This window comes from Azospirillum griseum (genome assembly GCF_003966125.1).
GTDB classification, from domain to species: Bacteria; Pseudomonadota; Alphaproteobacteria; order Azospirillales; family Azospirillaceae; genus Azospirillum; species Azospirillum griseum.
On sequence record NZ_RXMA01000019.1, the window covers coordinates 18793 to 33338 of the forward strand.

Here is a 14546-nt window from a genome sequence, read left to right on the forward strand (position 1 = left end):
ACGCCGCTGAGCGGGTGCCCGCGACATGAGCAACACGCATGGCCGGATCGCCTTTGCGCACCCGACCCCGTGCCACGCCGTGGCGGGGGTGATTCGTGCCTGAAATCATCTCGGGAAAACCCGGATCCGCGTTGACGCGGCTTGCCAAGCGGCGCGCAAAGGGCGATGTGTGGATCCTGCGCGCGCCTGCGTTGATTTCGATGGTCGCGGGCGCGGTTTCTGTTCCCCGGAGTTTGGGTCGTCCCATGAGTCAGCATCCCCCCCGTCAGCATGTCTATCGTCAGCCCAACGTCGTCGGCACCGAGGTGACGGCCACCGTCAAGTGGTTCGATCCCGAGCGTGGCTATGGCTTTGTCACCCTGGGCGGTGCGGGGAAGGACGCGTTGCTGCCCGCCTCCGTCGTCGTTCCCGCCGGGCACACGACCTTGCCGGAGGGGGCCACCGTGGTGGTCGATCTGGTCGAGGACCGCAAGGGCCAGCAGGTCAGCGCGCTGCACTCCGTCGATCTCTCCACCGCCGCCCCGCCGCGCCCGCGCGGCGGTGATCGGGGGGGTGAACGCGGCGGTGATCGGGGCGGCTTCCGCGAGCGCGGCGGTGATCGGGGCGGCTTCGGCGACCGGGGCGGTTTTGGTGATCGTGGTTTTGGGGATCGGGGCGGCGACCGTGGTGGTGATCGCGGCTTTGGCGGTCGTCCGGGCGGTTTCGGTGCCCGTGACGGCGGGCGCGATTTCGGCCGTGATGGCGGCGGGCGTGATGGCGGCGGCCGGGATTTTGGCCGCGATGGTGGGCCGCGCGGCCCGGCCCCGCGCCGTTCGGCCGACAGCGGGCCGACCAGCGAAGTGACCGGCACGGTCAAATGGTTCAACAGCAGCAAGGGCTTCGGCTTTGCCTCTCCCGACACCGGCGGGCGCGACGTGTTCATTCACGCCCGCGCGCTGGAGCGCGCCGGCCTGCGCGGCCTGGACGATGGGCAGCGCGTGCGCATGACCATCCGCCAGGGTGAAAAGGGCATGGAAGCGGTCAGCCTGTCGGTGGAATGACCCGGAACGGGGCGGCCGACAAAGGCCGCCCCTGTTCGTCGGTCATTCGCGCTGGCGCGTCATCCCAGCCAATAGAGCGGATCGACGCCGAACAGATGGGGATGGGCGGCGAGCATCGCCCCATAGGCCAGGAGTCCCCCGGCCAACCGCGCCCAACCGATTTCACCCAGCGCCACCGCCCAGCCGCCGACCGGTCCCGGCCAGGGCAGTCGGTGCGTTTCCGCGCGAAAGGCCCGTCCCGCCGCGCTGCGGTTCAGGACGAGGTCGTTTTTGACGATGGCGAACAGGGCGATGGCCGCCATGGTGACGAACAGCACCACCCGCCGCCCGTCGCCGGTGGCGTTGAGATGGGCCAGCGCCCACAGCAACAGCCCCAGACTGCCCGGGCATCGGCTGACCCGGAAAATGCCGCGCGGCGGGTTGGGGGCGTCCAGCGCGCCGAACCGCGTGGTGACGCGCGCGATCAGCAAGACGAAGACCAGCGGCATGACCGCAGCGACCAGCGGGGCCGCCCAGGGGGGCGGCGTGAACAGAAACTCCCCGCCATCGGCGGCGCGATAGGCGGTGACGAACAGCGCCAGCGTCAGCAGCGACCCCAGAGAATGCAGGGCGATGAAGCCGGGGCGGCCCAACCGGGCGATCAGCGCCGGGCGCACCCCCGGCCAGGAGGGCAGGGCGTGGCTGAGGACAACGAGCAGGGCGGCGGCGAGAAGCGGTGCGGTCATGATCGTCATCCCAACGCGAACGCGGACACACCGCCTTGATGCGGGTCAAGCGCTTCCGATCCAGCGCCCCCGATCCGGCGCTTCTGCTCAACCGGTTCCGGTCAACCCTGTGCGGTCAGGGGCGCGCGTGCCCGGCGGACCGGGGTCTTGCCGCCCTTGCAGGCGGTGTAGCCATCGGGACCGAGCTGGCCGAAGGTCAGGCCGGTGGCCTTGGGCAGGGCCGCCCACCGCTCCACCCCCAGCTCCTGCCGCGCGGCCAACCCGATGTGGGCGCAGGCTTCGGCGTCGCTGCCCGCGCGGTGGTGCTCCAGCGCGATTCCCAGAAAATCGGCGAGGCGATTCAGCTTGTGCGCCGCCAGCGTCGGCCAGGCCCGCCGCGACAGCACCACCGTGCACAGATAGGGGCAGGTCGGCCAGGGCAGGCCATAGGCGGTCAGGGTGTGGCGCAGCACGCTGAGGTCGAAGGCGGCGTTGTGGGCCAGGATCAACCGCCCGTCCATCCGCTCGCGCAGGCGCGCCCACACGCCGGGAAATTCCGGAGCGTCGGCGACATCCTCGGCCCGGATGCCATGGATGGCGGTGTTGAAGGGGTTGAAGCGCATCTCCTGCGGGCGGATCAGATGCTCTTCCGTGGCGGTGACTCGGCCATCCTCGATCCAGGCGACACCGATCGAACAGGCGCTGGTGCGCAGTTCGTTCGCGGTCTCGAAATCGATGGCAACCGCCCGGTCGTCGCCCAGGGGCAGGGGCAAGGTCATGGGGGCAGGACCGTCAGGATCGGATCAGGCGGGCGACATCGTCGGGCAGAGAGCCGTTCAGCGCCATCAGTTGCACCTTGAGCAGGCTGGCCACCGACATGGAATCGGTGATCGCGCCGGTCATCGCCATGGCGACGGCCTCGGCGAAGGGAACGCGGCGGACGGACAGCGCCTCGGTGTCGTCCGGGCAGGCGGCTCCCTCCTCCACCCCCCAGGCGAGGAAGGTGTGGGCCACCTCGTCGGTGATGCAGTTGGACAGATGCATCGTCATCAACGGCAGCCAATGGCGGGCGGTCTGTCCGGTTTCCTCCCGCAATTCGCGGGCGGCTGAGAGCTGAGGGTCGACGGATTTGTCCCCGCCCCCCTCCGGGATCTCCCAACTGTACTGATCAAGCGGAAAGCGGTGCTGCCCCACCAGGGTCACACGGCCCTCGCCGTCGATCGCCACCACCCCGGTCGCCAGACTGCGCGGACGGACCACGCCGTAAAGGCCTGGTTTTCCCGTTGGTGCCAGAACCTTGTGTTCGATCACCTCGATCCACGGGTTCTCGTACTGGGTCGTGCTGGACAGCACCGTCCACGGGTTGCCGGTCTGGTGCGGCACGCGACACTCCTGCGCTGTCGGGTCGGGCGTTGGTGTGGGTGGACTATAGGCAGGCATTGCCCAACCCGCAACGACCCATCATGGGAAAACTCGATAAAATTTTCTGCATATTCATCACAAGCAAGAGAAAATCGTTAAATATTGGTTTCTTGACAGGCAATGACTTGGCGCTTACTTTTTAAATCAAGAAGAGCGTCCAGCAAAAGGCCCAAGTGTTAATTTAAATAAAATTCTCCGGAACCAGGCGGAACAGCAAAACCGATGACCTTCGCCCCGCGTGATCTTGATCGTTGGCAAAAGCCCGACTGGCGCACCCGGTTGGCGGCGTGGTGGGAAGGTTATGACCTGTCCCGCCTGCCGTCCGCGCGCCCGGTTGGCCGTGCCGCGATGGATCGCCGGTCCGCCCTGCGCCCGGTGGATGCGGTGGGCGGTGCGGGTGGTCTGCCGGTGGCGGGTCCGACCTCGCCGTTGCCGGGCGCGGCGGCCACCGCTGCGCAGGTTGACGCCGGTGCGGAACCACCCGCCGCGACCACGGAGCTGGACCGCTTGGCCTTGATGCAGTTGGACCGGCATGGCGACCCGGTGTGGTCGCCCGCCCGCAGCGAGGGCGCGCAACTGCTGTGGGGAGAGGGGTTGACCGGGCCGGGCGACGCGCAATGGATGGTGGACGCCACGCGCCCCTTTGGCTTGAACGCGGCCAAGAGCGTGCTGGATTTGTCCGCCGGGCTGGGCGGCACGGCCCGCGCGCTGGTCAACACCTGCGACACCTGGGTGACGGGGTTGGAGCCGTCGCCCCTGCTGGCCAAGCTGGCGATGGACCGGTCCAAGGCGGCGGGCGTGTCGAAAAAGGCCCCGATCACCCATTACGATCCGGAGCATTTCAACCAGGCGGGCAGTTTTGATCTGGTGATGGCCGACCGGGTGATCCACCGGGTCCGCGACAAGGAGGCGTTCCTCGACCGGATCGGCGATTGCGTCAAGCCCAAGGGCGGCATCCTGATGTTCGATTACGTCATCGACGGGACCCCCGGTTCCTGGGACAATTGGAACGGCTGGCGCGAGGAAGAGCCGATGGAGGTCTATCCCTGGACCGGCGCGCGTCTGGCCGACGAGCTGACCCAACGCAATCTTGATCTGCGAATCCGCGAGGATCTGACCCAGCTTCACCGCCGCCAGATCATCGAACGGGTGCGCAAGCTGGGCGAAACGCTGAAGAACAGCGTTCCCAGCGGCCCGGTGCTGCAGGCGCTGGCGCGTGAGTTGCGGCTGTGGTGGTCGCGGCTGTCCGTTCTGGGCAACGGCTTGCGATTCTGCCGCTATGTGGCGATCAAGCCGGGGTGACGCCGTGGCATCGGGAGGGGGGTGGCTTCTTCCGGTTGCGCCGTTGCCGCCCGGTCATTTGCTGCGACGCCAAAAAATATGGGGAAATCGGGGGTGTTGGGGCATGTCCGCGCTTTTCTTTGCGCGGATATCTGCGATACCGTTTTCCCATGTCAGGAAAAATCATCGCGGTCGGAAATCTGAAGGGTGGCACCGGCAAAAGCACGGTGGCGGTCAACCTCGCCTGCGCCCTGCGCGGCAGCGGCAAGGTCAAGGTCGCGGTCGTCGATGCCGACGCGCAGGGTACCGCCAGCGATTGGGCGGCCAAGGGGCGTTTGGGCCTGACCGTCCACGCCTTGCCTTTTGAGGAATCGGAAAACACCGGGCACGGTGGCGGTTCCGCATCGGGTCGCGATGGTGAGGCCTGGGGCACGGTGGTTGAACGGCTGCGGTTGGAGCATGATTTCGTCGTCATCGACCTGCCGCCGCAACTGGGCGACGCCATCCTCAACGCGCTGGTCGCGGCCAACCTGTTCGTGGTCCCCGTCACCGCCAGCGGGGCGGATCTGAAGGCGACGACCAAGGCGATCGAGCTGTTGCGGCGCGCCCGCGCGCGGCGCGACGATGGCCGTCCGGCCTGCCTTCTGGTTCCGTCGCGGGTGGACCGTCGCACGGCGGCGGGCAAGGAGATCGAGGCCGTGCTGCATGATTTCGGCGAACCCGTCGCCCCGGCCATCGGCCAGCGCACCGCCCACGTCGATGCCTTCACGGCGGGGGAATGGGTGGGGTCCTACGCCCCGCGTTCGGCGGCTCATGGCGAGATCGACGTGCTGGCCGCGATCGTCAAAAGGGTGAAGTGATGGCCTCACGCAAGCGTCCGTCCCTGCGCGACAACCTCACCCCCAGCGATCCGGTTGCCGGGCCGCCTCCCGCAAAGGCTCCGGCCAAGCGCAGAGCAAAATCCAAGGCGGCGGTGGACGCTCCGCCGCAACCGGCACCGGTGGACGCCGTGGTTCCCGTGGGAGCGGCACCCGCCGATGCGCCGGTCGCGAACGCTCCGGTCGAGGCGGTTGAGACGGCACCGGTGGAGCCGACGGTCGCCGTCGTGGTCGCGCCGGTTGCGGTGTCCGAGGTGGTTCCGCCGCCGGAGGCCCAGCCCGCTCCTCAACCCGCGCCGCCAGAGGCGGCAGCAGCACCATCGCCGCCAGAGGCGGCGGCAGAACCATCGCCGCCAGAGGCGGCAGCCGAACCATCGCCGCCAGAGGCGGCAGCCGAACCATCGCCGCCAGAGGCGGTCATGCCACCATCCCCGCCGCCGGTGGCGACTCCCGTTTCGCCCGTGGGGCCTGCACCCGCTCCGCCCGCCGCGCCGGTCGCTCCCGCCCCCATCCTTGTCCCCCCAGTCATGGAGACCGTTGTGTCCTCTGCCCCCAGCGAAACGGTCAAAGCACCGGCCTCTGCCTCCCCCTCTCAGTCCACCTTCGTTCCGGCTCCGCCCCCGGCCCGGTCCGGTGGCCTCCTGGCGACGGTCGCGGTTGTGTTGGCGACCGCCGGACTGGCGGCGGCGGCCACCACCCCGCTGTGGTCGCCGCAGATCAAGCGTCAGGTTGCGGCCAGCCGCGTCCTGGACGAACGGGTGACGGCGGTCGAAGGCAAGCTTGGCACGGCGACGACCGCCAGCGCCTCGTTGACCGAGCGTGTGACCGCGCTGGAAGGCGCGCTGGCGGCGTTGAACAAGAAGGTCGCCGCTCTGCCCGACGCCAAGGCGTTCGGCGCGCTGGCCATCGCCCAGCTGACGGCGGCGCTGGACGATTCCGATCCCTTCGCGGCGGAATTGGCGGCGGTGCGCGCCTCGGGCGTGGTCGATGAACCGCTGAAGAAGGCGTTGGACGCGCTGGTTCCGCGCGCGGCCGTCGGCATACCCACCGCCGACACGCTGGCCGAAAGCTTTGTGCTGATCGTCCCGGACGCGCTGGCCGCCGATTTGCGCGCCGCCGCTGACGAGGCCAAGGCCGCCGCCGAAGCCGCTGCCGCCGCGCCGACTCCGGCCCCCGCCACCCCCGCCGAACCGCCGGTGGAGGCCCCCGCCGCCGCCGACAGCGGGACCAGCCCGGAAACCGCCCCCGTGGTGGCCGACGCCGGTCCCGGCATCGTCGATCAATTGTGGTCGGCTCTTTACGGTGCCGCCGATCTGCTGCGCGTCGTCTCCTTCAGCACCGGCGAGGTCCGCAAGTCCGCGACCGTGCTGGAGCAGGCGGGTGTCCTGATCGCCTCGGGCGATCTGGTCGCCACGGTCGAACTGCTCTCCACGCTGGAAGGGGCTGCGGCCAAGGCCTATGGCCCGTGGCTGGATGACGCGCGCGCGCGCGTGGCCGCCAACCAGGCGTCGGCCCTGCTGACCGCGCGCAGCGCGGCGCTGCTGGGTGGCAAGTCCTGATCTTGACGTGATCCCGCCGTGATCCGTGGCGGATGATCGTGTCCGCCCGGGTCCATCGCGGCCCGCTTACATCTCGTTTGTTTCCACGCCGTCGTTGCGCTCCGTCCATCCGGCGGCGCGCACGGCGGCGTTGTAACGTCGGCTGACCGGAACGCGGCGGCTGTCGGTCAGCACCAGCGTCAAGCGCCCGTCGGCGGTGCGCTCCACCCCCGCCACCGCGCGGTCCGCCACCCAATGGGAACGGTGGACCTGCATCCCCTCCATTCCGGTCAATTCGCCGATGGCGTCGCGCAGCCGCAGCAAAATCAAATCGCTGCCCTGGTCGGTGTGAACCCGGACATAGTGATCCTCCATTTCCAGGGCCAGCAGGTTGCGGCCCAGCCGGGGCGGGATGCGGTCCAGGAACGGGGCCGTGCCGGGATCGGGCGCTGGCGTCGGCATCAGATCCGGCACCAGGGCGGCGTCCGGTTCCACCGCATCGGGGATCGTTGGGGGTGCTGGCGGCGGGGCCGCGTCGATCACGCCGTGGCGGCGCAGCTCCAGCCAGATCGGCGGGGCGGCGACCAGCAGGGTGACGACCAGCACATAGCCGTACAGCGTCAGCAGACTGCCCAACCCCTGCGGGCCGCCGTTCCGCCAGGTTTGTTCGATGAGGGCGACCACGCCGGTTTGCACGACGCTGACGGTCAGCAACCCCGCCGCCAACATCCAGCGCCAGGATCGGGTCAGGTCGGCGGACATCCGTTTGGCAAGCCAGACGACCAGATCGAATTCCAGCGTGCCCGCCAGAAGCAACCCGCCCCAATAGGCCAGCCGCCCGGCGAGGCTCAAATCCTGAAAGGTGCCGAACGGTCCCAGCACCGCCAGCGCGGCGACGCTGATGACCAGAACCGGCGCGCGGCGGGCGAGATGGGCGCGCAAGGCGGTCATTCCGCTCTCCTGCGCAAAGGCGCGGGCGCGAACGGGTGGGGCAACAACGCACGGGCAGGACACCGCAAGATGGACCGTCTCGAAACAGGGGCGACCGATGCGGGAGAGTCGCGCAGCCGTCGGCCCGGTCAAGCGGAAACGCGCGCGCGTCAGTCCTGATAGGGGCAGGAGGCGAGAAAATCGGCCAGGCGGCGGCCGGGCGCGTCCTCGAACCCGCGTTCCAAGGTCTGCACCGCGTCCATCCGGTCGATGCGGAAATTGCGGAACTCCTGGCGCAGCTCGCACCAGGCGGCCAGCGTCCAGGTTCGGCCCCAGAAGAACAGGCCCAGCGGATGGACGGCGCGGGCCGACGCCGCCCCATCCTCCCGTCGGTAATCGAACAGCAGGACCCGGCGATCGTTGATCGCGGCGCGCAGCAGGTCCATCCGCTCGCGCAGGGCGGGCGGGAAGAAATCGGGGGCGAACAGGCGGCTGTCGGCCAACTCCCGCCGCCGGGTTTCCGGGACCACCGCTTCGACCTTGTCGAGCACGCGGGCGGCGGCGGCGGCCAGCGCCCCGCCGGTCCAGGCGCGGGCCAGCCGCGCCCCGACGACCAGCGCCTCCACCTCGTCGCGGGTGAACATCAGCGGCGGCAGATCGTAACCGTCGCGCAGCAGATAGCCGACCCCGGCCTCGCCCTCCACCGGCACGCCGGAGGCGGCGAGGTCGCGGATGTCGCGGTAGATGGTGCGCTCCGACACCTCCAAGCGCCGCGCCAGCTCGCTCGCCGTGATCAACCGCCCTTTGCGGAGCAGTTGCACGATGTCGAACAGGCGGTCGGCGCGGCGCATGGTGGCATCAACCCATGGAATGAAGGCCGATGCGGTTGCCTTCGCTGTCGATGAATTGCGCGAAGTAACCCAGCTCGGGGGTGATCGGCGTCTTGGGCACGACGATGCGGGCACCGGCGGCCTCGGCGCGGGCCAGCGGTTCGGACAGATCCACCCCGCCGTTCAGATAGACGATGGAGCCGCTGTCGCCGGGGGTGTGCCCTTCATGCTCGATCAGGCAGCCGGTCACGGCCCCCTTGTCGGCGGGGAACAGGGCCAGACGGATCGTCATGCCGCTGGGGCAACCGCTCTGGTCGAGAGTGACGGCGAACACCGTTTCGTAAAAGCTGACGGCGCGGGCCAGATCGCTGACCGGAATCTCGAACCACACGGCCACGTTGGTGGGCATCATCGCAACAAACTCCTGACAGAAGAGGGAGGGTGGTAGACAGGGTGTGTGCCGGCACGCACCCTGTGTACGCCCCCCCTCCTGACAGCGTGCTGTCAGGAGGGTGACGCCCGGCGGACAAAATCCGCCGGTGGAGGATCAGGCGTCAAGCACCGCGCGGTCGTTCTTGGCGACCAGGGCGGCGAAGTAGGGTTCCATCGTCGCGTCGTCGAACCCGAAGGCCTGCTGGTACTGGATGATCAGATCGCGTTCGCCCGCCTCGGCCTCGCCATCGGCCATGGCGCTGTCGATCATGTTCAGCAGGATGCACAGCCGCTGCTGTTGCGACAGCTTCGGCGTTGCATCGGCCAGGAACTGGGCGGGGGGCGTGCTGCGGGCGTGCTTCAGGCAGCGGTCCAATTCGTCGCGCGTCGCGTTGCGGCCCAGGACGGAAATGAGATGCGCGACCTCTTCCGGGTCGATCTCGCCATCCGACGCCATGCATTGGATCAGCGCCACCGCCAGCGCGCGGCGGGGGGTGATGTCCAGCGGGGCGGCACCCTTGAACTTGTCGAACAGGCCCATGGAAAAACTCCGTTGTCGTTGAACCGCCCTGCATGTGGGGATGCTGCGCGTGACGAACAGAGGGGCCATGCAAAAAATTATGGGGTGGGGGCTGCGGGCGGGGCCGGGATGGGTTCCGGGTACTGCGCCAGTTCGAACAGCGCGCCGTCGGGGTCGCGCAGGTAGCACATCAGCTTGCCGCGCGGCAGCACGCTGTCGGGAACCGTCACCACCGGGCCGACGGCGGTTGCCCCCGCCGCCAGGGCGCGGTCGCGCACGGCGTGAAGGTCGTCCACCGCCACGGCGAAATGACCGATGGCCTGCGGGCCGTCCGGCACCCCGTCGCGGTCGGGAAAGCGCAGCAGCTCGATGCGCAGACGTCGGTCGGCGTTGACCAGGATCACGCAGTCGGCGGTGGCCCCGGGCCGTTCCAGCAGCGCTTCGAACCAGGGACCGCCCAAGGTCTGGTTCAGCGTCACCGTCATGCCGAACACCGTGCGGTAAAAGGCCACGGCGCGCTTCATGTCGCGCACGATGACGTTGATGTGGTCGTGGCGGGCGTGGCTGTCGGCTATGGCGGGGCTGGCGGGCATGGTGGGGCGGAGCCTTGCGTCGGAACGGGAACCGACTCAGCTGTGCCCGATGCGGGCGGAGGTTTCCAGCGCTTTGATGTGCGACAGGCCGGGCAGGATCTCCGACTTCACGAACTCCATCCGGCGGTTGGGGCCGCCGCCGCCGCGCTGGAACCGGCTTTTCCACAAATTCATCTTCACCGCCAACCCGCACAGCACGCCGCCGATGGTGACGTGGTGGGACGCGATCAGCTCGCGGATGGTGCGGAAGGTGTCGGCGTTGATGTCGCTCCAGAAATCCTTGGAACGGTTGTCAAAGCTTTCGAACCGCCCGGTGATCGAGGTGGAGATGTCGGTCAGGTCGCGGGCGATGTCGTCCAGCATCTTCATCTGGCGCGGGTCGCGCTTGACCTCCGCCGAGGTGCGGATGTCGGCCATCCAGGTGACGAAGCGCTGAACCTCCGGCACGATCTCGTCCAGGCATTTGCGGAAATAGGCCAGCGACAGGAAGATGTCGCCATACTCTTCCAGGAAATGCGGGATCTCGGTCAGCTCGATGTCCAGCCGGTCGGCCATCATGCGCAGGTTGCGCAGCGCCTCGTCCTTGTTGGGGGTGGCGAACAGGCGGATGATGTCGCTGACGTCGGCGACCTGCATGTCTTCCTGGCCGTAGACATACTCCATCAAGGGGCGGGTGAAGACCCGCATGTAGCTGGTCAGTTCCTTTTTCTTGCGGTCCGACAAGGTCAGACACTCGACGTTGTTCACGTCGATTTTCAAACGCCGCAACTCGATGCGCGAGGAATAGACGTCAAAGCTTGACGCGGTGGCGATCTTCTCGATCTTCACCAGATCGCGCTCGACCTCTTCCTTGTAGGATTCGAAATAGGCCGGGACATGGCGGGGAACCACCTGACCGCTGCCGGTCTGGGTGCCGTGAAACATCTCGACCACGGTTTGCAGTCGCACATTCTTGATCAGGCGGGCGTGCTGCAGGCCGGGCGTCTCCAACGGGATGCTGGACAAGGGCAGGATGTGCAGCGAATCGCGCGCCTCCTCGTCCAGCGATCGACGTTTGGTCTCCTCGGCGCTGGAGGATGCTTCGGTTTGTGCGTGTGCGTCGGCCTGACTGGCGTCGCCGTTCAACCCAACCTCTCCCAATGCGTGCAGCGTGTTGCAAATCCGTCATCGTCAGGATGCACCATACAGCAGAGGCCGATGGTGGCAAGGATGGAGATGCCACGATTCGCAACAGAAAACCATTAGGGTACAACGCAATACCCGCCAGCAGCCCGGTTTGGCAACGCGGGGAAGGCGTTGCCAAACGGTCATCAATGGACGCTCAACGGCTCCATGTCGTTCTGGCGGATGGCGGCGAACGCGGTGTCGCGTTCCGCCAGCACGCTCAACGGCGACCCGTCGGCGGCGTGGATGGAAAAGACCAGCGCGCCGTCCCGTTCCATCGGACGGACATAGGCGAGGTGATCCAGGCCCAGCGTGGCGAAATCCTGGACCGAGAGATGGCGCAGATGCTCGATCGTTTCGTGGGTCATGGTCGCGACACTCCAAACGGCCCCCGGACGGTGGGCGGGCCGTGATGCGGAAAGACGGATGCCGATGCAGCGGGCGGCAAGGCGGTCAACGCGGGGGTCAGCCCCCGTTGCGATCCGCCGCAAGGTCGATGGTGCGGGCGGCTCCACCGGGTGCGGCGGCACCGGGCTGCTCGATCTTGATCGTCCGCACCTTCGGTTCGGGCAGCGGGCGGGTCAGGTCGATGTTCAGCAGACCGTTGTCGAGCGAACAGCCCACCACCTCGATCCCATCGGCCAGCACGAAGCTGCGCTGGAACTGGCGGGCGGCGATGCCGCGATGGATGTAGATGCGCGACTTGTCGTCGGTCTGGCGACCGCGAATGACGAGTTGGTTGTCTTCGATCTGCACCGACAGGTCTTCGGACGTGAAGCCCGCGACCGCCAGCGTGATGCGCAGGCCGTCGTCGCCGATCTGTTCGATGTTGTAGGGGGGGTAGCCTTCGGCGGAATTCTTGGCGATCCGGTCGAGCGTGCGTTCGAACTGATCGAAGCCCAACAGCAGCGGGCTGTTGAACAGGGACAGGCGGGTGGTCGTCACGGCGCATCCTCCTCTTGACGCGAGCGAGTTGCACAAAGCTAAGGCCCGTTTCCGGCGCCCGGCGAAGCGGCAGCCCAAACGGATTCGGCGCTGCCACGACAATAGATTGGGAGATGGGGGGCCGTGGTCAAGGCTCTCGATCAGGGATCGACCACGCCCGCCATCCCCGCCACCGCGTCGGCGATGGCCAAACAGGAGGTGAGACCCGGCGATTCGATGCCGAACAGGTTCACCAGACCGGGGATTCCGTGCGTCTCCGGCCCTTGCAGCAGAAAATCACGCTGGGGCTGGCCGGGGCCGCTGAGTTTCGGCCGCACCCCGGAATAGGCGGGAACCAGCGCCCCGTCGGGCAGGCCCGGCCAATAGGCGCGCACCGAGTCGTAGAAGCTCTCCGCCCGCGCCGGATCGACGGCGTAGTCGATGCCGTCACCGGTCGGGCCGGTGTCGGGGTTGCCCAGCCATTCCACATCCGGGCCGAAGCGAGCCTGCCCGGCCAGGTCGAGCGTCAGATGCACGCCCAGCCCGCCATCGACCGGGACCGGATAGACCAGCCGCGCGAAGGGGGAGCGGCCCTGACCCAGTGCGTAATAATTGCCCTTGGCCAGCACGCGCGGCGGCACCTGTTCGGCGGGGAACCCCTCCAGCCCGGCGGCGACCGCCCAGGCCCCCAGACCGGCGGCGTTGATCAGCGTGGTGCAGCCCAGCCGCATCGGCTCAGCCCCGCCGACCTCCAGCACGAAGCCGTCGGCGCTGCGGTGGCCGCGCACCAGCGGGCTGAGCAGGGCCAGCATGGCCCCGGAATCCTCGGCGTCGCCCAGCAGCGCCAGCATCAGCCCGTGGCTGTCGATGATCCCGGTGGAGGGGGAGACCAGCGCCCCTGCGGCGCGCAGGTTGGGTTCCCAGGCCCGCGCGGTGGCGGCGTCGATGGCGTAGAGGTCGGTCACGCCGTTGGCGGCGGCCTGCGCCCGGATGCTCTCCAGCTTGGGCAGCTGGTTCTCGTCGCTGGCGACGATCAGCTTGCCGATGCGGCGGTGCTCCACCCCATGGCTGCGGCAATAGTCATAGAGCGCGTCGCGCCCGGCCACACACAGGCGGGCGCGCAGGCTGCCGGTGGGGTAATAGATGCCGGCGTGGATGACCTCCGAATTGCGGGAGCTGGTCCCGGTGCCGATGGCGTCGGCGGCCTCCAGAACGATGACCTCCCGCCCGGCCTGCGCCAGCCGCCGGGCCACCGCCAGCCCGACCACCCCGGCCCCGACCACCACGCATTCCACCCGCTCCATCGCGCCGCACCCTCTGTTCCGCGTTCCAGGCGACGGGCAGGGGAGCGCAAAGCCGGGCGGGGCGCAAGAACCATGATGATGCCACGGGCATGGGGGCGTTGCGGGCTTTGCCGTCACAGCGCGTTTGACTCGGGGCGCGGGATGGGTATAGTGCGCGCCTTCACCTCCTGGGAAAGCGGGCGCGCGTAGCGTTTGCGCCCCGTCCGTCGCCGCAAGGCGGGCGGAACTACCGGGACAACATCAACTCGTGCATCAACGAGGCAGGTCGTTATGAGCAAGCGTCAAGAGTCCAAGTTTAAGATTGACCGCCGCCTTGGCGTCAACCTGTGGGGCCGTTCCAAAAGCCCGCTGAACAAGCGCGAGTACGGCCCCGGCCAGCACGGCCAGCGTCGCAAGAAGCCGTCGGATTACGGCTTGCAGCTGATGGCCAAGCAGAAGCTGAAGGGCTACTACGGCAACATCGGTGAGAAGCAGTTCCGCCGCATTTACGCCGAAGCCGTCCGCCGCAAGGGCGACACCGGCGAGAACCTGATCGGCCTGCTGGAGCGTCGTCTGGACGCGGTCGTGTACCGCATGAAGTTCGCGCCGACCCCGTTCGCCGCGCGCCAGATCATCAACCATGGTCACATCCTGGTGAACGGTCGTCGCCTGAACATCGCGTCGGCCCGCCTGAAGGACAACGACGTGGTCGAGGTCAAGACCAAGTCGAAGCAGATGGCCCTCATCCTCGAAGCCTCGGCCTCGGGTGAGCGCGACATCCCCGACTATCTGGAAGTCGACAGCAGCGCCCTGAAGGGCCGCTTCGTCCGCGCGCCGCTGCTCGCCGACGTGCCGTACCCGGTCCAGATGGAACCGAACCTGGTCGTCGAATTCTACTCGCGTTGATCGGTCGGGCTTCGGCCCGTCCCATCGCGTCGAACACGGCGAACACGAAAAAGGCCGCTCCTTCGGGAGCGGCCTTTTTCTATGGCTGGATTTTGGGAGGG

At 68.1% G+C, this 14546-nt stretch carries 17 protein-coding genes; 5 read left to right on the forward strand and 12 right to left on the reverse strand.

All coding sequences use genetic code 11. The annotated features are described in order from the left end of the window. Positions 1-245: 245 nt before the first annotated feature. Entirely contained in the window at positions 246-1040 is a 795-nt protein-coding gene (locus EJ903_RS28050) for a cold-shock protein (protein ID WP_126617989.1), read from the forward strand. A 59-nt stretch (positions 1041-1099) separates the two neighbouring features. Here the strand turns inward: EJ903_RS28050 and EJ903_RS17940 are convergent, their stop codons facing one another. From EJ903_RS17940 to EJ903_RS17950, 3 genes are all read right to left on the reverse strand, one after another. After that, positions 1100-1765: an NnrU family protein gene (locus EJ903_RS17940; protein WP_126617992.1), complete on the reverse strand. Its 666-nt coding sequence runs from the start codon at positions 1763-1765 to the stop codon at positions 1100-1102. Positions 1766-1866: 101 nt separating this feature from the next. Next, positions 1867-2523, reverse strand: a complete 657-nt coding sequence (locus EJ903_RS17945; RefSeq protein WP_126617993.1) for a 3'-5' exonuclease — start codon at positions 2521-2523, stop codon at positions 1867-1869. A gap of 13 nt (positions 2524-2536) precedes the next feature. After that, complete coding sequence (locus tag EJ903_RS17950) at positions 2537-3127, reverse strand: NUDIX domain-containing protein (protein ID WP_246015718.1); 591 nt, start codon at positions 3125-3127, stop codon at positions 2537-2539. A gap of 261 nt (positions 3128-3388) precedes the next feature. Between EJ903_RS17950 and EJ903_RS17955 the strand changes: the two genes are divergently transcribed. The 3 genes from EJ903_RS17955 (at position 3389) to EJ903_RS17965 (ending at position 6884) form a co-directional block, all read left to right on the forward strand. Further along, positions 3389-4468 (forward strand): class I SAM-dependent methyltransferase, encoded by a 1080-nt coding sequence (locus EJ903_RS17955; RefSeq protein WP_174237325.1) that lies wholly within the window; start codon positions 3389-3391, stop codon positions 4466-4468. 149 nt (positions 4469-4617) lie between these two features. Beyond that, entirely contained in the window at positions 4618-5307 is a 690-nt protein-coding gene (locus EJ903_RS17960; RefSeq protein WP_126617998.1) for a ParA family protein, read from the forward strand. Beyond that, positions 5307-6884: a hypothetical protein gene (locus tag EJ903_RS17965; protein WP_126618000.1), complete on the forward strand. Its 1578-nt coding sequence runs from the start codon at positions 5307-5309 to the stop codon at positions 6882-6884. The genes EJ903_RS17960 and EJ903_RS17965 overlap by 1 nt, the downstream gene beginning before the upstream one ends. 66 nt (positions 6885-6950) lie before the next feature. Here the strand turns inward: EJ903_RS17965 and EJ903_RS17970 are convergent, their stop codons facing one another. The 9 genes from EJ903_RS17970 to EJ903_RS18010 all read right to left on the reverse strand — a co-directional run bounded on the left by EJ903_RS17970 (position 6951) and on the right by EJ903_RS18010 (position 13560). Beyond that, positions 6951-7814, reverse strand: coding sequence for a LytTR family DNA-binding domain-containing protein (locus tag EJ903_RS17970; RefSeq protein ID WP_126618002.1), 864 nt, complete (start codon positions 7812-7814; stop codon positions 6951-6953). A 149-nt stretch (positions 7815-7963) separates the two neighbouring features. Further along, entirely contained in the window at positions 7964-8644 is a 681-nt protein-coding gene (locus EJ903_RS17975) for a helix-turn-helix transcriptional regulator (RefSeq protein WP_126618004.1), read from the reverse strand. 7 nt (positions 8645-8651) lie between these two features. Beyond that, positions 8652-9035, reverse strand: coding sequence for a VOC family protein (locus tag EJ903_RS17980; RefSeq protein ID WP_126618006.1), 384 nt, complete (start codon positions 9033-9035; stop codon positions 8652-8654). A gap of 135 nt (positions 9036-9170) precedes the next feature. Continuing rightward, on the reverse strand, positions 9171-9596 hold the full coding sequence (locus tag EJ903_RS17985; protein WP_174237326.1) for a tellurite resistance TerB family protein: 426 nt from the start codon (positions 9594-9596) through the stop codon (positions 9171-9173). 77 nt (positions 9597-9673) lie between these two features. Then, positions 9674-10168 (reverse strand): VOC family protein, encoded by a 495-nt coding sequence (locus tag EJ903_RS17990; RefSeq protein ID WP_126618008.1) that lies wholly within the window; start codon positions 10166-10168, stop codon positions 9674-9676. Positions 10169-10204: 36 nt separating this feature from the next. Beyond that, a complete protein-coding gene (locus EJ903_RS17995; RefSeq protein WP_126618010.1) occupies positions 10205-11293 on the reverse strand; it encodes a hypothetical protein in 1089 nt (362 codons plus the stop codon). 185 nt (positions 11294-11478) lie between these two features. Further along, complete coding sequence (locus EJ903_RS18000) at positions 11479-11700, reverse strand: DUF1150 family protein (RefSeq protein ID WP_126618012.1); 222 nt, start codon at positions 11698-11700, stop codon at positions 11479-11481. Between the two features lie 97 nt (positions 11701-11797). Then, entirely contained in the window at positions 11798-12277 is a 480-nt protein-coding gene (locus tag EJ903_RS18005; RefSeq protein ID WP_126618014.1) for an Hsp20 family protein, read from the reverse strand. A 140-nt stretch (positions 12278-12417) separates the two neighbouring features. Then, positions 12418-13560 (reverse strand): NAD(P)/FAD-dependent oxidoreductase, encoded by a 1143-nt coding sequence (locus EJ903_RS18010; RefSeq protein ID WP_126618016.1) that lies wholly within the window; start codon positions 13558-13560, stop codon positions 12418-12420. 270 nt (positions 13561-13830) lie between these two features. On the opposite strand from EJ903_RS18010, the gene rpsD reads away from it, so the two are divergent. Next, on the forward strand, positions 13831-14445 hold the full coding sequence (gene rpsD / locus EJ903_RS18015; protein ID WP_126618018.1) for a 30S ribosomal protein S4: 615 nt from the start codon (positions 13831-13833) through the stop codon (positions 14443-14445). Positions 14446-14546 lie beyond the last annotated feature (101 nt).